Origin of the sequence: Pseudomonas sp. SAR267, assembly GCF_052077595.1 — a bacterium.
GTDB lineage: Bacteria > Pseudomonadota > Gammaproteobacteria > Pseudomonadales > Pseudomonadaceae > Aquipseudomonas > Aquipseudomonas vlassakiae.
In genome coordinates this window covers 4954038-4972787 of the sequence record NZ_JBQIHU010000001.1, presented here as the reverse complement: position 1 = coordinate 4972787, position 18750 = coordinate 4954038, and the positions used below count along the sequence as shown (strand labels likewise).

General features: G+C 61.0%; 16 protein-coding genes. 4 read left to right on the top strand and 12 right to left on the bottom strand.

The window, feature by feature from the left end:
* Positions 1-8: 8 nt before the first annotated feature.
* Positions 9-524, top strand: coding sequence for a 3-hydroxyacyl-[acyl-carrier-protein] dehydratase FabA (gene fabA, locus ACTORR_RS23250; RefSeq protein WP_054884043.1), 516 nt, complete (start codon positions 9-11; stop codon positions 522-524).
* An 11-nt stretch (positions 525-535) separates the two neighbouring features.
* Entirely contained in the window at positions 536-1753 is a 1218-nt protein-coding gene (gene fabB / locus ACTORR_RS23245) for a beta-ketoacyl-ACP synthase I (RefSeq protein WP_054884044.1), read from the top strand.
* Positions 1754-1898: 145 nt separating this feature from the next.
* Here the strand turns inward: fabB and ACTORR_RS23240 are convergent, their stop codons facing one another.
* A complete protein-coding gene (locus tag ACTORR_RS23240) occupies positions 1899-2906 on the bottom strand; it encodes an amidohydrolase family protein (RefSeq protein ID WP_054884045.1) in 1008 nt (335 codons plus the stop codon).
* 115 nt (positions 2907-3021) lie between these two features.
* On the opposite strand from ACTORR_RS23240, the gene ACTORR_RS23235 reads away from it, so the two are divergent.
* On the top strand, positions 3022-3885 hold the full coding sequence (locus ACTORR_RS23235; protein WP_313365165.1) for a pirin family protein: 864 nt from the start codon (positions 3022-3024) through the stop codon (positions 3883-3885).
* 116 nt (positions 3886-4001) lie between these two features.
* On the opposite strand, the gene ACTORR_RS23230 is transcribed toward ACTORR_RS23235, so the two are convergent.
* The 4 genes from ACTORR_RS23230 to ACTORR_RS23215 all read right to left on the bottom strand — a co-directional run bounded on the left by ACTORR_RS23230 (position 4002) and on the right by ACTORR_RS23215 (position 7723).
* Positions 4002-4727, bottom strand: a complete 726-nt coding sequence (locus tag ACTORR_RS23230) for a dienelactone hydrolase family protein (protein WP_054884047.1) — start codon at positions 4725-4727, stop codon at positions 4002-4004.
* A 63-nt stretch (positions 4728-4790) separates the two neighbouring features.
* On the bottom strand, positions 4791-6698 hold the full coding sequence (gene htpG / locus ACTORR_RS23225; RefSeq protein WP_054884048.1) for a molecular chaperone HtpG: 1908 nt from the start codon (positions 6696-6698) through the stop codon (positions 4791-4793).
* 69 nt (positions 6699-6767) lie between these two features.
* On the bottom strand, positions 6768-7250 hold the full coding sequence (locus tag ACTORR_RS23220) for a PaaI family thioesterase (protein WP_054884049.1): 483 nt from the start codon (positions 7248-7250) through the stop codon (positions 6768-6770).
* On the bottom strand, positions 7247-7723 hold the full coding sequence (locus tag ACTORR_RS23215) for a PaaI family thioesterase (protein ID WP_054884050.1): 477 nt from the start codon (positions 7721-7723) through the stop codon (positions 7247-7249). Before ACTORR_RS23215 ends, ACTORR_RS23220 begins: the two co-directional genes overlap by 4 nt.
* Positions 7724-7876: 153 nt before the next feature.
* Here ACTORR_RS23215 and ACTORR_RS23210 point away from each other — a divergent pair, with 153 nt between their 5' ends.
* A complete protein-coding gene (locus tag ACTORR_RS23210; protein WP_054884051.1) occupies positions 7877-8152 on the top strand; it encodes a hypothetical protein in 276 nt (91 codons plus the stop codon).
* Positions 8153-8203: 51 nt separating this feature from the next.
* Here ACTORR_RS23210 and ACTORR_RS23205 read toward each other — a convergent pair whose 3' ends face one another.
* The 7 genes from ACTORR_RS23205 to ACTORR_RS23175 form a co-directional block, all read right to left on the bottom strand.
* The gene (locus ACTORR_RS23205; RefSeq protein ID WP_054884052.1) at positions 8204-8956 is read right to left on the bottom strand and encodes a DUF599 domain-containing protein; all 753 of its coding nucleotides are present in this window, start codon (positions 8954-8956) and stop codon (positions 8204-8206) included.
* A 187-nt stretch (positions 8957-9143) separates the two neighbouring features.
* Positions 9144-10457, bottom strand: a complete 1314-nt coding sequence (brnQ, locus tag ACTORR_RS23200) for a branched-chain amino acid transport system II carrier protein (protein WP_054884053.1) — start codon at positions 10455-10457, stop codon at positions 9144-9146.
* A gap of 419 nt (positions 10458-10876) precedes the next feature.
* Positions 10877-11761, bottom strand: coding sequence for a succinate--CoA ligase subunit alpha (gene sucD, locus ACTORR_RS23195; protein ID WP_004376004.1), 885 nt, complete (start codon positions 11759-11761; stop codon positions 10877-10879).
* The gene (sucC, locus tag ACTORR_RS23190; protein ID WP_054884054.1) at positions 11761-12927 is read right to left on the bottom strand and encodes an ADP-forming succinate--CoA ligase subunit beta; all 1167 of its coding nucleotides are present in this window, start codon (positions 12925-12927) and stop codon (positions 11761-11763) included. Before sucC ends, sucD begins: the two co-directional genes overlap by 1 nt.
* A 172-nt stretch (positions 12928-13099) precedes the next feature.
* Positions 13100-14536, bottom strand: coding sequence for a dihydrolipoyl dehydrogenase (gene lpdA / locus ACTORR_RS23185; protein WP_054884055.1), 1437 nt, complete (start codon positions 14534-14536; stop codon positions 13100-13102).
* A gap of 93 nt (positions 14537-14629) precedes the next feature.
* Positions 14630-15856 (bottom strand): 2-oxoglutarate dehydrogenase complex dihydrolipoyllysine-residue succinyltransferase, encoded by a 1227-nt coding sequence (gene odhB / locus ACTORR_RS23180; protein ID WP_441343911.1) that lies wholly within the window; start codon positions 15854-15856, stop codon positions 14630-14632.
* A gap of 42 nt (positions 15857-15898) precedes the next feature.
* Positions 15899-18730: a 2-oxoglutarate dehydrogenase E1 component gene (locus ACTORR_RS23175; protein ID WP_054884057.1), complete on the bottom strand. Its 2832-nt coding sequence runs from the start codon at positions 18728-18730 to the stop codon at positions 15899-15901.
* Positions 18731-18750: the final 20 nt, after the last annotated feature.

Genomic DNA, 18750 nt, shown 5'->3' with positions numbered 1-18750 from the left:
GAGCTCGCATGACCAAACAACACGCCTTTACTCGGGAAGACCTGCTGCGCTGCAGTCGCGGTGAGCTGTTCGGCCCAGGTAATGCGCAACTGCCCGCGCCGAACATGCTGATGGTCGATCGCATCACCCACATCAGCGAAGAAGGCGGCAAGTACGGCAAAGGTGAATTGGTCGCCGAGCTGGATATCAACCCGGACCTGTGGTTCTTCGCCTGCCACTTCGAAGGCGACCCGGTGATGCCGGGCTGCCTGGGCCTTGACGCCATGTGGCAGCTGGTCGGTTTCTTCCTCGGCTGGCAGGGCCTGCCGGGCCGTGGCCGTGCGCTGGGTTCGGGCGAAGTGAAGTTCTTCGGCCAGGTGCTGCCTGCCGCCAAGAAAGTCACCTACAACATCCACATCAAGCGCGTCCTGAAGGGCAAGCTGAACATGGCCATCGCCGATGGTTCGGTCAGCGTCGATGGCCGCGAGATCTACACCGCCGAGGCCCTGCGGGTCGGCGTGTTCACCTCCACTGACAATTTCTAAGGGTTATTCGCATGCGCCGCGTCGTTATCACTGGTCTGGGCATCGTATCGTGCCTGGGCAATGACAAAGCTACCGTCACCGAAAACCTGCGCAACAGCCGTCCGGGTATCCGTTACAACCCGGAATACAAGGAAATGGGGCTGCGTAGCCAGGTTTCCGGTTCCATCGACCTCAACCTCGAAGAACTGATCGACCGCAAGGTCTACCGCTTCGTCGGCCACGCCGCTGCCTACGCCTACCTGGCGATGCAGGACGCGATCAAGGACGCCGGCCTGACCGAAGAGCAGATTTCCAACCCGCGTACCGGCCTGGTAGCCGGCTCGGGCGGCGCCTCGACCCTGAACCAGATGGAAGCGCTGGATACCCTGCGCGAAAAAGGCGTCAAGCGTGTCGGTCCGTATCGCGTCACCCGGACCATGGGCAGCACCGTTTCGGCGTGCCTTGCGACCCCGTTCAAGATCAAGGGTATCAACTACTCGATCTCGTCGGCCTGTGCCACTTCCGCACACTGCATCGGCACCGCCCTGGAGCAGATCCAGTGGGGCAAGCAGGACATCGTCTTCGCCGGCGGCGGTGAAGAAGAGCACTGGAGCCAGTCGTTCCTGTTCGATGCCATGGGCGCCCTGTCGACCAAACGCAACGAAACCCCGGAACTGGCATCGCGCGCCTACGACGCCGACCGTGACGGCTTCGTCATCGCTGGCGGCGGCGGCATGGTAGTGGTCGAGGAACTGGAGCACGCCCTGGCCCGTGGCGCCAAGATCTACGCGGAAATCGTCGGCTATGGCGCCACTTCCGACGGCTACGACATGGTTGCACCAAGCGGCGAAGGCGCCATCCGCTGCATGCAGCAGGCGCTGTCCACCGTCGACACCCCGATCGACTACCTGAACACCCACGGCACCTCGACCCCGGTCGGTGACGTGGCAGAAATGAAGGGTGTTCGTGAAGTGTTCGGCGACAAGGCGCCGAAGATCAGCTCGACCAAGAGCCTGTCGGGCCACTCGCTGGGTGCCGCAGGCGTACACGAGGCGATCTACTGCCTGCTGATGATGGAAAACAACTTCATCGCCGGCTCCGCCAACATCGACGAGCTGGACCCTGAAGTCGCGGACCTGCCGATCGTGCGCAAGACCGAAGACGCCAAGCTCACCACCGTGATGAGCAACAGCTTCGGCTTCGGTGGCACCAACGCCACCCTGGTGCTCAAGCGCTGGGAAGGCAAGTAAGACGGTCCTGCAACACGTTAAACGCCCCGACTGGTTCGGGGCGTTTTCATTTGAGTAGTCTTCGCGGGCAGCAATTTCGCAGCTGCCAAGGCTTGCGCGCCCCCTGTGGGAGCGGGTTCACCGGCGATGAGGGCCGTACAGGCAACTACTGCTTCCCCTTGGGCAATACCGCCAGGAAGTTATCCCGAGCCACCTTGCTGGCCACGTCTTCAGGCAACGCATCCAGGAACGGCCTGAAGCCATGCATCTGCTCGCCAAGGCTGCCAAACCGCCCCACCACATCCGACCCCAGCATGAACCGGTCCGGATAGCGCTCGACCAGCGCCACCCACTCCTGGCGCGGTACGCCCTGCTCGTCCAGCAGATAGGGTTCCAGCACACTCCACGACAAGTCCACATACAAATTCGCATAGTCCGCCAGCAATCGCGTCAACACAGGCAAGAGAAAGTCCATCCGGGTCTGATGCCGATGGATCTCCGCACTGCTACCCGCATGCGCCCAGATGAAGCGGGTATGCGGATGATTACGCAAGGGCTCTTCGAGTTCGGCCAGGTACAGCGGATTGCGCTCGCGCTTGGAGGTGATGTTCGAATGCAGCAACACCGGCATATCGCGTTCGGCCGCCAGGTGATAGATACGGGTCATCGCTTCATTGTTGGCGCGCGGTGTATCGCCACTGGTCAGCGCGGTCAGGTCGTCATGCCGGGTGAACACCTCACCGATCCCCTGCCACAACCCCGGGTTCAGTTCGAGCATGCGCTCGATATGGCTGACGGCATTCTTGTCCACCGGGTTGAAACCGGTCAGAAACGGATGGAAACGCTTTCGCTGTTCGACCGGTAGTTTTTCCAGCGCCGCAGCCACATAGGTATCGGTCGCGCTGTACCAATAAGCATCGGCGTCGTCGCCCGCGTAATAGCGTGGTCGCTTTGGCTCATCTTCGTGCCATTTCTTGGCCACCGGAATGCCGGATATCATCGAATGCTCGACACCGGCATCATCCATGGCCTTGATCAGCGCCGACATGCCCTCGGTCTCCTGGAAGAAGTCCACATAGTGCAGATGGGCATCGCTGTAGCGATATTCACGGGCCTGGGCCGCCTGGCACAGCCAGCCTGACAACAGCATGCAGGCCAGCGCTCTGGCAATCATGGGCAACCTCCTTATCCGGGCATCAGCAGGGTAGACCGGATAGCCAGCGCAACGGTTCAGCATTGCTCGGCAAACCGCTATGCTTGGGGCAATTCCACCTCGCCCGGAGCCCGCCATGAGCAGCCCCCTGATCATCCGCCCACGCGCCGAATCGGTCGAGGGCCAGCCGATCCTGCGCCCGCTGCCCTCGGCCCAATGCCGCAGCGTCGGCCCCTTCGTGTTCTTCGACCATATGCTCGAAACCGACTATGCGCCGGGCCATGGCATGGATATCCGCCAGCACCCGCATATTGGCCTTTCTACCCTCACCTACCTGTTCGAAGGCGCGATCCTGCACAAGGACAGCCTGGGCTCGGAGCAGCGCGTGCTGCCTGGAGACGTAAGCTGGATGACCGCCGGCAAAGGGGTGGCGCATGTCGAGCGCACGCCTGCGGACGCCCTGGCCCATGGCTCACGCTTGCACGGGCTGCAGGTGTGGCTGGCCGCGCCAAAGGCGCTGGAACAGGGCGAGCCGAGCTACAGCCACCATCCGGCGGCGAGCCTGCCGGTCAGCGACAACCTGGGCGTGCGCATCTGCATGATTGCCGGCAGCGGGTTCTGCCTGAAATCACCAGTGCCGGTCCTCTCCCCTACCCTTTATGCGCATGTGCAGATGCAGCCGGCTACCACGCTGGTGGTGCCTGACGAACATGCACAACGTGCGCTGTATCTGCTCGACGGCGAGCTGTTCATGGACGGTGAACAGGTCGAGGCCTGTAGCCTGGTCGTGCTGCCGGAGGGCGAAGAGGTGACGTTGTATGCCGAGGAGGAATGCCAGCTGGTGCTGATTGGCGGGGAGCGGTTGGATGGGCCACGGCGGATGAACTGGAATTTTGTGGCCAGTGATGGGGAGCTGATCGAGCGGGCCAGGGCCAAATGGGCTGTCGGGGATTGGCCGACGGTGCCTGGGGAAACTTCAAGAATCGAGTTGCCGCGATAATCTGGGGCTGCTTTGCAGCCCTTTCGCGACACAAGGCCGCTCCTACAGGGGGACTGCGCAATTCTGTAGTAGCGGCCTTGTGTCGCGAAAGGGCCGCATAGCGGCCCCCTGCAGTATCAGCGCTGGAACACTTCGCTGAGCAGGTTGTGCATCGAGCGGAACGCCCGCTCCGAAGTGCGACGGTCGTACTGCATCTTGCCCGGGACATTGGCGTTCGGATCGGTGAACGAATGCACCGCGCCGCCGTAGCTCAGCAGCTGCCAGTCCACCTTCGCGGCGTTCATTTCGTCTTCGAACGCCGGCAGTTGCTCCTTCGGCACCAGCGGGTCGGAAGCACCGTGCAGTACCAGCACCGAACCCTTGATACGCTTGGCATCTTCCGGGTTCGGGGTGTCCAGTGTGCCATGGAACGACACCGCCGCTTTCAGGTCGGCCCCGGTACGGGCCAGCTCCAGGGCACAGCAGCCACCGAAGCAGAAGCCGAAGGTGGCCACCTTGCCCGGCTCCAGCAGGGCCTTGGATTGGCCCAGCAGTTGCGCCAGGGCTTCCTGCATGCGCTTGCGCAGCTCGCCACGGTCATTCTTCAGCGGCATCATCGCCGCCCCTGCCTCATCGGCATTGGACGGCCGGACCGACTGCCCATACAGGTCGGCAATCAGCACCACATAACCCTTCTCGGCCACTTCCTTGGCGATACGTTCCGCGCCTTCGCCGATGCCCATCCAGTTCGGCGCCATCACCAGGCCCGGGCGACCCCGTGCACCTGGCTCGTAGACCAGGCGGCTTTCATAGGTCTTGCCGGACAGGTGATAGACCAGTGATTCGACGATTACCTTGCTCATCAAGCACTCCTTAGGCACTGACTATAAAAAAGCCCGCCGAAGCGGGCTTTCCTGTGCATCAACTCAAGCAGACAGCTCGACCAGTAGCTTGTTCAGGCGACGAACGTAAGCTGCCGGATCCTTCAGGCTGTCACCGGCCGCCAGCGCGGCCTGATCGAAGAGGATGTGCGACAGTTCGGCAAAGCGGTCTTCGCTCTGCTCGTTGTCCAGCTTCTCGATCAGCGGATGAGTCGGGTTGAATTCGAAGATCGGCTTCGATTCCGGCACCTTCTGGCCGCTGGCTTCGAGAATCTGGCGCATTTGCAGGCCCAGGTCCTGTTCGCCAATGGCAAGGATCGCCGGCGAGTCAGTCAGGCGGTGCGAGACGCGCACTTCGGCGACGCTGTCACCCAAGGCACCTTTCAGACGCTCGACCAGGCCCTCCTTGTCCTTGGCCACTTCTTCCTGGGCCTTCTTGTCCTCTTCCGAGTCCAGCTTGCCCAGGTCGAGATCGCCACGGGCGACGTCGACGAATGCTTTGCCATCGAACTCGTTGAGGTAGCTCATCAGCCACTCGTCGATACGGTCGGTCAGCAGCAGGACCTCGATGCCTTTCTTGCGGAAGACTTCCAGGTGAGGGCTGTTCTTGACCTGAGCGTAGGATTCGCCGGTGAGGTAGTAGATCTTGTCCTGACCTTCCTTGGCGCGTGCCAGATAATCGGCCAGGGCAACGCTCTGCTCGCCGCTGTCGTCCTGGGTGGAGGCAAAACGCAGCAGGCCGGCGATCTTTTCCTTGTTGGCGAAGTCTTCAGCCGGGCCTTCCTTCAGCACCTGGCCGAAGTTCTTCCAGAAGCTCTTGTACTGCTCAGGCTCGTTCTTGGCCAACTTCTCCAGCATGTCAAGCACGCGCTTGGTCAGCGCGGTTTTCATCGAGTCGATGATCGGGTCTTTCTGCAAGATCTCGCGGGACACGTTCAGCGACAGGTCGTTGGAATCCACCACACCCTTGATGAAGCGCAGGTACAGCGGCAGGAACGACTCGGCCTGGTCCATGATGAACACGCGCTGGACGTACAGCTTCAGGCCACGTGGCGCTTCGCGCTGGTACAGGTCGAACGGCGCACGGGCCGGCACGTACAGCAGCGAGTTGTACTCAAGCTTGCCTTCGACCTTGTTGTGGCTCCAGGCCAGCGGGTTCTCGAAGTCATGGCCGATGTGCTTGTAGAACTCCTGGTATTCCTCGTCCTTCACCTCGGAGCGCGAACGGGTCCACAGGGCGCTGGCGCGGTTGACGGTTTCCCATTCCTGCGCTGGCTTTTCTTCGCCTTCAGCGGCTTGAGCCTGCTCCTTGGGCAGTTCGATCGGCAGGGCAATATGGTCGGAGTACTTCTTGACCACATTGCGCAGGCGCCAGCCATCGGCGAACTCCAGCTCGCCCTTCTTCAGGTGCAGGACGATACGCGTGCCGCGCTGCGGCTTGTCGATGGTGGCAACTTCGAATTCACCTTCGCCCTTCGACGACCAGTGCACGCCTTCAGCGGCTGGCAGGCCAGCGCGGCGGCTATATACATCGACCTTGTCGGCAACGATGAAGGCCGAGTAGAAGCCGACACCGAACTGACCGATCAGGTGCGAGTCCTTCTTCTGGTCCCCGGTGAGGTTCTTCATGAAGTCGGCGGTGCCGGACTTGGCAATGGTACCCAGGTGGGCGATGACATCCTCGCGGCTCATACCGATGCCGTTGTCCTCGAGGGTCACGGTACCGGCGTCCTTGTCGAAGCTCAGGCGGATCTTCAGGTCGGCATCGTTCTCGAGCAGCTCTGGCTTGGCCAGGGCCTCGAAGCGCAGCTTGTCGGCGGCGTCGGAGGCGTTGGAGATCAGCTCACGCAGGAAGATCTCCTTGTTCGAGTACAGCGAATGGATCATGAGGTGCAGCAGCTGCTTTACCTCGGTCTGGAAGCCCAGCGTTTCTTTTTGAGTCTCCACACTCATGGTCTTCAAAACTCCGATCTGATGGCAGTGGCGCCCCGCGGCCGATATGGCCAACGTTTACGGCGGATGTCATGCAGATGGGGGCTGCCCAGGCGATTTCAAGGGCTTTTCCGGTTCGATCTTGAAGTGCGCGCGGGCGGTGGCGATCGGTGACTGGCGGTCAGCCTGCCAGGCAGTGATGGCGACGTTGGTGACCCGCCGCCCCTGACGCCAGAGCTGGCACTGGGCGTAGGTGTCGCGCAAGTGACCGGCGCGCAGGTAGTCGATGGAAAAATCGATGATCTTCGGAATGCTCGCGCTTTCGCTGTAGATCAGTAGGTAGAGCGCTGCGGACAATTCCATGAACCCGGCGATCACGCCGCCATGGATGGCCGGCAGCAAGGGGTTGCCGATGTTGTCCTGGTTGGCCGGCAGGCGAAACAGCAGGTCATCGCCTTCGCGCTCGCACTCGATGCCAATCAGGCCTGCATAAGGGATCAAGGCCAGTAACGGGCGGTAATCACCGACAGCGTGGGCCGCATTCAACTGCTGACGAATGCTCTCAGGAATCATGCCCCGCCCTCCTTCAGGTTGTTGCCGAAACCGATGCCGCCTCTGATCTGCTGGCCCAGGCGCATGAAGGTGCCGACCACTTGGCAGATCGGCTGATCCGGGTCGTCCTGGTAGGCGCTACCGCGGGTGAAGATCACATCGCGGGTGACCCGGTAGCATTGTGCATGTCCATAAATGGGCTTACCCGCTTCGGCCGGGTGCATGTAGTCGATGCGCAGGTCGAGGGTCGGGCACACCTCGAAGCGCGGTAGCACGCACAGCGTGGCCATGCCGCAGGTGGTGTCCATCAGCGTGGTCAGGGCGCCGCCATGCACCGCGCCGGTCTGCGGGTTGCCGACAATCGACGCTGACCAAGGCAGCATCAGGGTCATGCCGTCGCGGTCGGCATGGGCCACACTCATCTGTAACAACTGGCAATGCTTCAATGCTGAAAGAAAGCGTTCAGCCATGGCCTGCAAGCTTGATTCGTTCATATGCAGCTCCCAGGATCGCTGCCGTTACGGCACAAAAACAGTAAAAAGTCCATATAGAACACGGCGTTATATATCTGTAAAAAACGTGGAACTTATTCCACACCGCCGAACTCGAAGGAACAACTCAGTTATTCACCAAGAGGAAACACCCCCATGCGTAAACCTTTTGCTTTTGCTCTGATGCTGGCTGCTGCCATGGGCCTGGCTGCTTGCGATAAAGCGAGCGAAGACAAAGCCCAGGACGCACAAGAACACCGTGAACAAGCCCAGGAAAAGATGGGTGATGCTCAGGATAAGATGAACGACGCTGCCAAGGAAAACGCCGAAGCCGCCAAAGATCAGGCCGAAGCCGAGCAGAAGGCCGCCGAAGAGGCTGCCCCGACTACTCCGGCACCGGCCACCGCGCCTGCCGAACCTGCCAAGCAGTAAACGACAGGTACAAAAAAACCCGACATTGTCGGGTTTTTTTGTACCTGCAACTTACGAGTTAATCGTTTCAGTCCTGGTACTGAGCACCTCTGTCTGAACACTTTCGGTGGGGGTGAACACCATGACGTCCAATACGTCGGAATGGAATTCTCGGCGATACAGAATCAGCACTACACCGACACTCACGATCATGAACAGCCACGGGCTGATAAACCACGTGAGCATGGCCATGCCGAAGTAATAAGAGCGCAGGCCAAAGTTGAACTGGTTGGCCGCCAGCGAAAGCACCCGCGCCGCACGCGAGGCAAACGCCTTGCGTTCCAGTTCGTTGACCTGGCGTTCACCAATCATTGGTGCGGACCCCACCAATACCGCGGCAAAGTTGTACTGGCGCATGCACCAGCTGAAGGTAAAGAAGGCGTAGACGAAGACCATTGCCAGGCACAGCAGCTTGATTTCCGACATACCCTGGGACGCCTGCTGCACCAGCGGCAGGTCTGCAAGCAGCGACAGGGCGCGATCCGAAGCACCTAGCACGGTGAGAATACCGGCAAGGATGATCAGGGTGCTGGAGGCGAAAAAGGAGGCGTTGCGCTCCAGGTTACCAATCACGCTGGCATCGGCGATGCGGTTGTCGCGCAGCAGCATACGGCGCATCCAGTCTTCCCGGTATAGATGCAGCACGCTGGCCAGGCAGGCAGTGTCTCGGCCTTTCCAGATGGCATAGCGGGTGTAGCCGCCCCAGCAGAGGGCGAACCAGCAGACGGCCAGGAGGTTGTGTAGATTGCTTTGGATGAAGTTCATGCAGGATTCCCGAGGGCCAGGTGCACAAAGGATAGTGACCGGGTTTCGACGCCCACGAGCGGCAAAAGGCACAACCTGAAACGAAAAAGCCCCGCATCCATACGGATACGGGGCTTGCGGGTTTCGACCCATGGCCAGCACCCTGCGGCTCGTGACCGGTGCTGCCCTCAGGCTTCAACCTATGCCATCAGGCCAAGGCTTCGCGCGGCTTGCCGAGCAGGCGGTCGCAGGCCACTGCGCCAACCAGGGTTACCACCGAAGGCACCAGCCAGGCCAGGCCTTGATCGCTCAGCGGCAAATGCGCCAGAACGTCTGGCAGCACATGGGCAATCTCGCTGCCCTTGATCGCGTCGACGATACCGAACACCAGCGATACCAGCATCACCGGGGCCAGGATGCGGGTCGGCGAATGCCACAGCTCCTTCACGAAGCTCAGCCCCACCACCACGATGCAGGGCGGATAGATGGCGGTCAGGACCGGGATCGAGAACATGATCAACTTGGTCAGGCCCAGGTTGGAGATCAGCAACGAGAAGCCTGCCAGGATCACCACCAGAGCACGGTACGACAGCGGCAGGACCTGGCTGAAGTACTCGGCACAGGCACAGGTCAGGCCGACCGCAGTCACCAGGCATGCCAACGCGATCAGCACGGCGAGGAAACCACTGCCCAGCGAGCCGAAGGTGTGCTGCACATAGGCATGCAGGACAGCGGCACCGTTGGTGGCACCGGCGGCAATCTCGTGGCTGCCGGCACCCAGGCGGAACAGGCTGATGTACACCAGCGCCAGGCCAACACCAGCGATCAGGCCGGCGATGATGGCATACCGGGTGATCAACTTCGGCGACTCGACACCGCGCGAGCGGATGGCATTGACGATGACGATACCGAATACCAGGGCGCCGAGGGTGTCCATGGTCAGGTAGCCATCGGAGAACCCTTTGGAGAACGCAGCGGCGGCATAGGCCGGCTGAGCTTCACCGATGGTTCCGGCCGGCAGCGCGAAGGCAGCGATGCCCAGCACCGCCAGGGCAATGATCTTCAGTGGCGCGAGGAAGCGACCGACGGTGTCGAGCAGTTTGCCCGGATACATGGACACAGCCAGTACCACGGCGAAGTACACCAGGCTATAGATGAACAGCGCGGTCGGGCTTTCACCGGTCAGCGGCGCCACACCCACTTCGAACGACACGGTCGCGGTTCGCGGCGTCGCGAACAGCGGGCCGACCGACAGGTAGCACACGGCCGCCAGCAGGCCACCGAAGAACTTGCCGATCGGGCTGCTCAGGGCATCCATGCCGCCGCCGACCTTGGCCAGGGCGACCACGGTGATGACCGGCAGGCCCACGGCGGTGACCAGGAAGCCCAGGGCCGCCATCCAAACGTGCGGGCCAGACTGCAGACCAACGATAGGCGGGAAGATGATGTTGCCAGCGCCTACGAAAAGCGCAAACGTCATAAAGCCAAGCGCCAGGATATCCTGGCCTTTGAGAACTTTCATTTAAGGTAGTACCACACTGCTGAAATCGGGATTCGAGAGGGGATTTCCCTTTGGATGAGGGGAAATGCTGCCCGGCTTGGTAGGCCAGACCCGTTTAGCGTGTCGTTCCCTTGTGGGGTACGGGCACAGAGTGAACGCGTAGATTAACCGTTTTACCCGGTAAACGCACTGATACAGTGCTGCTTGTCCGATGTGCGTACATGTTTGTCGTCTGTGTGACCGGAGACAGTAGGAATTATCACCATATTGAAACTTTCGTCCGCACGAAAATCCCTATCAAACACATCGAAAATTCTTTATTGCCTGTTCCGGCCTCTTCGCGGGTAAACCCGCGAAGGCGGCACAGGAAAAATCCAAACCCAAAAACGACAAAGGCCACCCGAAGGTGGCCTCTGTGCGCGTGGGGGGTGTAGCAGGTATTACTTCTTGACTTCCCAGCCGGTCAGCTCGGCCAGGGCCTTACCGATGTCAGCCAGGGAACGCACGGTCTTCACACCAGCGTCCTGCAGCGCGGCGAACTTCTCGTCCGCAGTGCCTTTGCCGCCGGAAATGATGGCGCCAGCGTGGCCCATGCGCTTGCCCGCCGGGGCAGTAACACCGGCGATGTAGGAAACGACTGGCTTGGTGACGTTGGCCTTGATGTAGGCTGCCGCTTCTTCTTCAGCCGAACCGCCGATTTCACCGATCATGACGATCGCTTCGGTCTTCGGGTCTTCCTGGAACAGCTTCAGGATGTCGATGAAGTTGGAGCCCGGGATCGGGTCGCCACCAATACCTACGCAGGTCGACTGGCCAAAGCCGGCGTCGGTGGTCTGCTTGACCGCTTCGTAGGTCAGGGTGCCGGAACGCGAAACGATACCGACCTTGCCTGGCAGGTGGATGTGGCCTGGCATGATGCCGATCTTGCACTCGCCCGGAGTGATCACGCCTGGGCAGTTAGGGCCGATCAGGGTCACGCCCAGCTCGTCGCACTTGACCTTGGCATCCAGCATGTCCAGGGTAGGAATGCCTTCGGTGATGCAGACGATCAGCTTGATGCCGCCGAAGGCTGCTTCCAGGATCGAGTCCTTGCAGAAAGGAGCCGGAACGTAGATGACCGAAGCGTCAGCGCCGGTAGCTTCCACGGCTTCCTTGACGGTGTTGAACACCGGCAGGCCCAGGTGGGTGGTGCCACCCTTGCCTGGCGTAACGCCGCCGACCATCTTGGTGCCATAGGCGATGGCCTGTTCGGAGTGGAAAGTACCCTGCGAGCCGGTGAAGCCCTGGCAGATGACTTTGGTATCTTTATTGATCAGGACGCTCATTACTTGCCCTCCGCAGCTTTGACAACTTGTTGAGCAGCGTCGGTCAGGCTGGTGGCCGCAATGATGTTCAAACCGCTTTCTGCCAGTACTTTAGCGCCCAGTTCGGCGTTGTTGCCTTCAAGGCGAACGACAACCGGAACTTTAACGCCGACTTCTTTCACTGCACCGATGATGCCTTCGGCAATCATGTCGCAGCGAACGATGCCGCCGAAGATGTTGACCAGAACGGCCGCGACGTTGGTGTCGGACAGAATGATCTTGAACGCTTCGGTAACGCGTTCTTTGGTAGCGCCGCCGCCCACGTCGAGGAAGTTGGCTGGCTTGCCGCCGTGCAGGTTGACGATGTCCATGGTACCCATGGCCAGGCCGGCACCGTTGACCATGCAGCCGATGTTGCCTTCGAGGGCAACGTAGTTCAGTTCGAACTTGGCAGCGTGGGCTTCACGGGCGTCGTCCTGCGACGGGTCGTGGAAAGTCTTCAGCTTGGGCTGACGGTACATGGCGTTGGCGTCGATGTTGATCTTGGCATCGAGGCAGTGCAGGTCGCCATCGGCCTTGATCACCAGCGGGTTCACTTCCAGCAGGGCCAGATCGTGATCCTTGAACAGCTTGGCCAGACCCACGAAGATCTTGGCGAACTGTTGAACTTGCTTGCCTTCCAAGCCCAGCTGGAACGCCAGCTCACGACCCTGGAACGGCTGAGCGCCAACCAGTGGGTCGATGGTAGCCTTGAGGATCTTCTCAGGCGTGTCGTGCGCCACTTTCTCGATGTCCACGCCACCCTCGGTGGAAGCCATGAACACGATACGGCGGCTCGAACGATCCACTACAGCGCCCAGGTACAGCTCTTTGGCGATGTCAGTGCAGGATTCGACCAGAATCTTGGAGACGGGTTGACCGTTGGCATCAGTCTGGTAGGTAACCAGATTCTTGCCCAACCACTGTGCAGCGAACGCCTTGGCGTCTTCCTTGCTGCGAACCAGCTTGACGCCGCCCGCCTTGCCGCGACCACCTGCGTGAACCTGGGCTTTGACTACCCACTCGTTCCCGCCGATCTTGTCGCAGGCTTCTGCTGCAGCTTCAGGGGTGTCGACTGCGAAACCCTTGGAAACTGGCAGGCCGTACTCAGCGAACAGCTGCTTACCCTGATACTCGTGAAGATTCATGCTTTTTACCGTCTTCGTTAGGTACTGCGCTTCGGCGCTGCGCCATTGCTGGCGCCGCACCACCTGTGACCATTGACCCCGGGTTTTCCCGTGTTGTCCGGTCCGGCGGACGTTCCGCGGTGAGTCATGCACGCAAGACTCACGACGGGCAGCCCGCCGTGGTTTCTTATAATTAACGCTTCTTACGGTTGGCCACGTGAATGGCGCCGCCATTCACTGCCAGCGCTGCTTCATGCAGCGCTTCGGACAGGGTTGGATGGCTGAAGACCATCATGCCCAGATCCTCGGCACTGGTGCCGAATTCCATTGCGATCGCGCCCTGCTGTACCAGTTCGGCAGCCGATGGGCCAATCACATGAACACCCAGGACGCGGTCGGTCTTGGCGTCAGCGATGACCTTGACGAAACCACCGGTATCGTTGGCTGCCATTGCACGGCCGCTGGCCGCGAACGGGAAGGTGCCTACGTTAACCTCAACACCCTCGGCCTTCAAGGCTTGTTCGGTCTTGCCGACCCAGGCGATTTCCGGGTGGGTGTAGATGACCGAAGGGATCAGGTCGTAGTTCATCTGAGCCTTGTGGCCCTTGATGCGCTCGACGACCATGATGCCCTCTTCCGAAGCCTTGTGGGCCAGCATCAGGCCACGCACCACGTCACCAATGGCGTAGACGCCCGGTACGCTGGTAGCGCAGTAGTCATCGACATAGATGTAGCCACGCTCATCGATGGTCACGCCGCTGTCTGCAGCCAGCAGATCGGTGGTCACCGGGCGACGGCCGACCGCGACGATCAGCTTGTCGAAGGTGATCTTCTGCTCGCCTTCGGCGTTGGTGTAGGTCACCTCGACTTCGTTGCCATTGACTTTCGAGCCGGTGACGCGAGCGCCCAGCTTGATGTCCAGGCCTTGCTTGGTCAGTGTCTTCTGGGCTTCTTTCGACACCGCGGTGTCGGCAGCCATCAGGAAGGTGTCCAGGGCTTCCAGGACGGTGACTTCAGCACCCAGGCGAGCCCATACCGAGCCCAGCTCCAGGCCGATCACACCAGCACCGATCACGCCCAGGCGCTTCGGTACGGCCTGGAATTCCAGGGCGCCGGTGGAGTCGACGATGACGTTCTGGTCGACCGGAGCCGGCGGAATGTCGATCGGACGCGAGCCGGAAGCCAGAATCACGTTCTCGGCTTCGATGACTTCAGTGGTGCCGTCAGCTTTGGTGACTTCGACCTTTTTGCCAGCCAGCAGCTTGCCGTGGCCCTGGATCGAGGTCACGCCATTGGCCTTGAACAGGGTGGCGACGCCACCGGTCAGGTTTTTCACGATGCCGGCCTTGCGACCCACCATCGCGGCGACGTCCATCTTCACTTCACCAGTGGAGATACCGTGGACGTTGAAGCTCTCTTTGGCTTCCTTGTACTTCCAGGAGCTGTCCAGCAGCGCCTTGGACGGAATGCAGCCTACGTTCAGGCAGGTGCCGCCCAGGGCCAGCTTGCCCTCGGCGTCGGTGTACTTCTCGATACAGGCAGTCTTCAGACCAAGTTGTGCAGCCTTGATGGCAGCAACATAGCCGCCAGGACCTGCACCGATTACCACTACGTCGAATTTCTGGGTCATAAAAGATTCCTTATCAGCTACAAGCTACAGGCCGCGGACCGCGCGGCGCGGCTTCTTGCGAAGCCAGGGCCGGCACGGTACGCAGCCAGAGGGTTAGATGTCCAGCAGCAGGCGAGACGGATCTTCCAGCAGGTTCTTGATGGTGACCAGGAAGGTTACCGCTTCCTTGCCATCGATCAGGCGGTGATCGTAGGACAGTGCCAGGTACATCATCGGGCGGATGACCACTTGGCCGTTGATGGCCATCGGGCGCTGGATGATGTTGTGCATGCCCAGGATGGCAGCCTGCGGCGGGTTGACGATCGGGGTCGACATCATCGAGCCGAAGGTACCGCCGTTGGTGATGGTGAAGGTACCACCGGTCATCTCTTCGATCGACAGCTTGCCGTCACGGGCCTTCTTGCCGAAGGTGGCGATGCCGTTTTCGATTTCAGCCAGGCTCATCGACTCGGCGTTACGCAGAACCGGAACCACCAGGCCACGATCGCTCGACACGGCAACGCCGACGTCGGCGAAGCCGTGGTAGACGATGTCGTTGCCGTCGATCGAGGCGTTGACCGCCGGGAAGCGCTTCAGGGCTTCGGTGGCGGCCTTGACGAAGAACGACATGAAGCCCAGGCGTACGCCGTTATGGGTCTTCTCGAACAGGTCCTTGTACTTCGAACGCAGGGCCATGACTTCGGTCATGTCGACTTCGTTGAAGGTGGTCAGCATGGCCATGTTCGACTGGGCTTCGACCAGACGCTCGGCGATCTTGGCGCGCAGACGGGTCATCGGCACGCGCTTCTTGGTGCGGTCGCCAGCGGCAACGACAACCGGGGCAGCAGCGGCGGCGGCGGCAGCCGGCTTGGCCGCCGGGGCCGGGGCCGACTTCTTGTTGGCGACGGCGGCGACAACGTCTTCCTTGGTGATGCGCCCGCCTTTGCCGGTGCCGGCAACGGTAGCCAGGTCGATAGCGTTTTCTTCGGCCAGCTTGCGTGCGGCAGGTGCAGCGATCGGGTCATCTTCGCCAGCATCGGCAGTAGCAGCGGCAGCCGGGGCAGCGGCGGCCGGAGCAGCTGCTGGGGCAGCGGCAGCAGCACCACCTTCAACGATCGAACCCAGCACTTCGTCGGACAGGACGGTGTCGCCCTCGCCCTTGACGATGGCGCCCAGCACGCCATCGGCGGTGGCCAGCACTTCCAGAACGACCTTGTCGGTCTCGATGTCGACGATCAGCTCGTCACGCTTGACGGCATCGCCCGGCTGCTTGTGCCAGGTGGCAACGGTGCCATCGGCAACCGATTCCGGGAAGGTTGGGGCTTTGATCTCGATAGCCATTATCTGTGTTTCCTTAAATTCGGTTTCAGGTGCGCGAAGGCATTAAACAGTGAAGGCATCTTGCAGCAGTTTTTCTTGCTGCTCGGCGTGCTTCGATGCGTAACCACAGGCTGGCGCGGCGGAAGCGTCGCGGCCGGCGTATTCCAGGACCAGTGCCTTGTTATGGCGGCCCAGGATACGGCGCATGTGGTGCTGACTGCTGTACCAGGCGCCCTGGTTCATCGGTTCTTCCTGGCACCAGACCGCATGCTTGAGGTTGGTGTATTGCGCCAGGATTTCGACCAGGTCGTCCTCAGGGAACGGATACAGCTGCTCCAGACGCAGGATCGCGATGTCTTCGCGGCCTTCGGCACGGCGTTTTTCCAGCAGGTCGTAGTACACCTTGCCGCCGCACAGGATCAGACGTTCGACCTTGGCCGGATCGAGGCTGTCGATCTCCGGGATCACGGTCTGGAACGAGCCTTCGGCCAGGTCTTCCAGGGTCGAGACGGCCAGCTTGTGGCGCAGCAGCGACTTCGGCGTCAGCACGATCAGCGGCTTGCGCAGCGGACGGATGACCTGACGACGCAGCAGGTGGTAGATCTGTGCCGGGGTGGTCGGTACGCAGACCTGGATGTTGTGCTCGGCGCACAGCTGCAGGTAACGCTCCAGACGCGCGGAGGAGTGCTCCGGCCCCTGCCCTTCATAACCGTGTGGCAGCAGCATGGTCAGACCGCACAGGCGGCCCCACTTGTGCTCGCCGCTGGTGATGAACTGGTCGATCACCACCTGGGCACCGTTGGCGAAGTCGCCGAACTGAGCTTCCCAGATCACCAGCGCGTTCGGCGTGGTGGTCGAGTAGCCGTATTCGAACGCCAATACCGCCTCTTCCGACAGGAAGGAGTCGTACAGTTCGAAACGCGGCTGGCCCGGGAACAGGTTCTTCAGCGGTACGTAGGTGCTCGCGTCCTTCTGGTTGTGCAGCACCGCATGACGGTGCGAGAAGGTGCCACGACCGATGTCCTGGCCGGTCATGCGGATCGGGTGACCTTCGAACTGCAGGGTGGCGTAGGCCATGGTCTCTGCATAACCCCAGTTGATCGGCAAGCCGCCGGCCTGCATCTTCTGGCGATCTTCGTAGATCTTCGCGACCTGACGCTGGACGACGAAGCCTTCCGGCAGTTCCAGCAGCTTGGCCGACAGGTCCTGCAGGGTCTTGAGGTCGAAGCGGGTATCGTGACGTGCAGTCCAGGCATGGCCCAGGTATGGACGCCAGTCGACGAACAGCTCGCGGTTCGGCTCCTTGACCAGGCTCTTCACCACGTGCAGGCCGTTGTCCAGGGCGTTGCGGTACTCGTCGATCTTGGCCTGAGCGCGCTCAGCGTCGATGCGACCGGCCTGGATCAGCGAATCGGCATACAGCTCACGGGTGGTGCGCTGCTTGGAGATCTGCTGGTACATCAGCGGCTGGGTGCCGTTCGGCTCGTCGGCCTCGTTGTGGCCGCGACGACGGTAGCAGACCAGGTCGATGACCACGTCACGCTTGAACTGCATGCGGTAATCGATAGCCAGCTGGGTCACGAACAGCACGGCTTCCGGATCGTCACCGTTAACGTGCAGGATCGGCGCCTGAATCATCTTGGCGACATCGGTTGCATACTCGGTGGAACGTGCGTCCAGCGGGTTGCTGATGGTGAAACCGACCTGGTTGTTGATCACGATGTGCACGGTACCGCCGGTCTTGAAACCGCGGGTCTGCGACATCTGGAAGGTTTCCATGACCACGCCCTGGCCAGCGAACGCAGCGTCGCCGTGGATCGAGATCGGCAGAACCTTGTCACCCACGGTGTCGTTGCGACGGTCCTGACGGGCGCGCACCGAACCCTCCACCACTGGCGAGACGATTTCCAGGTGGGACGGGTTGAACGCCATGGCCAGGTGCACTTCGCCACCCGGGGTCATCACGTTGGAGGAGAAGCCCTGGTGATACTTCACGTCACCGGAGCCCAGCTCGTTCATCTTCTTGCCTTCGAACTCGTCGAACAGCTCGCGCGGGTTCTTGCCGAAGGTGTTGACCAAAACGTTCAGACGGCCGCGGTGGGCCATGCCGATCACGACTTCCTTGGTGCCGTAGGAGCCGGAGCGCTGGATCATCTCGTCCAGCATCGGGATCAGGCTTTCGCCGCCCTCGAGGCCGAAACGCTTGGTGCCCGGATACTTGGTACCCAGGTACTTTTCGAGACCTTCACCGGCGGTCACGCGCTCGAGCAGGTGCGTCTGCACGTCGACCGAGAACTCCGGACGGCCGCGCACGCTTTCCAGACGCTGCTGGAACCAGCTGCGCTGCTCGGAATCGACGATGTGGGTGAACTCGGCGCCAATGGTGCGACAATATGTCTTCTGGAGCGCCTCGAAGATCTCGCGTAGGCTCGCCTCCTCTTTGCCGATGAACAGGTCGCCGGCACGGAAGGTCGTATCAAGATCGGCATTGGTCAAGCCGTAGTGATTGATCGACAGGTCTACAGGCGCAGGTCGCTGCCACAACCCCAACGGGTCGAGCTTGGCAGCCTGATGGCCGCGCATACGATAGGCCTGGATCAGTCGCAGAACTTCAACCTGCTTCTTCTCGTGTTCTGTGCTCACGCTCCCGGCGGAAACCGGTTGTGCGCGGCGCTGGTTCTTTGCCAGCAGTACGAAATGGTCGCGGATCGTCGAGTGCGATACATCGGTAGCGGTGCTGCCGTCGGCTGGCAACTTCTGGAAGTAAGTGCGCCACTCTTCTGGCACAGCGTTAGGGTCGTGCAGGTAGAGCTCGTAGAGCTCTTCCACATATGCAGCGTTACCACCTGAAAGGTGGGCGCTATCCCACATGCGCTGCATCACGCTTTCTTGCATGCTTGGTCACCCTCGGTTAG

Excerpts from the sequence above, each read along its gene's own strand:
- ACTORR_RS23215 (WP_054884050.1), bottom strand. The coding sequence starts at position 7,723 with ATGAACGAATCAAGCTTGCAGGCCATGGCTGAACGCTTTCTTTCAGCA.
- ACTORR_RS23240 (WP_054884045.1), bottom strand. The coding sequence starts at position 2,906 with ATGATTGCCAGAGCGCTGGCCTGCATGCTGTTGTCAGGCTGGCTGTGC.
- ACTORR_RS23175 (WP_054884057.1), bottom strand. The coding sequence starts at position 18,730 with ATGCAAGAAAGCGTGATGCAGCGCATGTGGGATAGCGCCCACCTTTCA.
- ACTORR_RS23220 (WP_054884049.1), bottom strand. The coding sequence starts at position 7,250 with ATGATTCCTGAGAGCATTCGTCAGCAGTTGAATGCGGCCCACGCTGTC.
- ACTORR_RS23230 (WP_054884047.1), bottom strand. The coding sequence starts at position 4,727 with ATGAGCAAGGTAATCGTCGAATCACTGGTCTATCACCTGTCCGGCAAG.
- htpG (WP_054884048.1), bottom strand. The coding sequence starts at position 6,698 with ATGAGTGTGGAGACTCAAAAAGAAACGCTGGGCTTCCAGACCGAGGTA.
- lpdA (WP_054884055.1), bottom strand. The coding sequence starts at position 14,536 with ATGACCCAGAAATTCGACGTAGTGGTAATCGGTGCAGGTCCTGGCGGC.
- brnQ (WP_054884053.1), bottom strand. The coding sequence starts at position 10,457 with ATGAAAGTTCTCAAAGGCCAGGATATCCTGGCGCTTGGCTTTATGACG.
- odhB (WP_441343911.1), bottom strand. The coding sequence starts at position 15,856 with ATGGCTATCGAGATCAAAGCCCCAACCTTCCCGGAATCGGTTGCCGAT.
- sucC (WP_054884054.1), bottom strand. The coding sequence starts at position 12,927 with ATGAATCTTCACGAGTATCAGGGTAAGCAGCTGTTCGCTGAGTACGGC.
- fabB (WP_054884044.1), top strand. The coding sequence starts at position 536 with ATGCGCCGCGTCGTTATCACTGGTCTGGGCATCGTATCGTGCCTGGGC.
- fabA (WP_054884043.1), top strand. The coding sequence starts at position 9 with ATGACCAAACAACACGCCTTTACTCGGGAAGACCTGCTGCGCTGCAGT.
- ACTORR_RS23210 (WP_054884051.1), top strand. The coding sequence starts at position 7,877 with ATGCGTAAACCTTTTGCTTTTGCTCTGATGCTGGCTGCTGCCATGGGC.
- ACTORR_RS23205 (WP_054884052.1), bottom strand. The coding sequence starts at position 8,956 with ATGAACTTCATCCAAAGCAATCTACACAACCTCCTGGCCGTCTGCTGG.
- sucD (WP_004376004.1), bottom strand. The coding sequence starts at position 11,761 with ATGAGCGTCCTGATCAATAAAGATACCAAAGTCATCTGCCAGGGCTTC.
- ACTORR_RS23235 (WP_313365165.1), top strand. The coding sequence starts at position 3,022 with ATGAGCAGCCCCCTGATCATCCGCCCACGCGCCGAATCGGTCGAGGGC.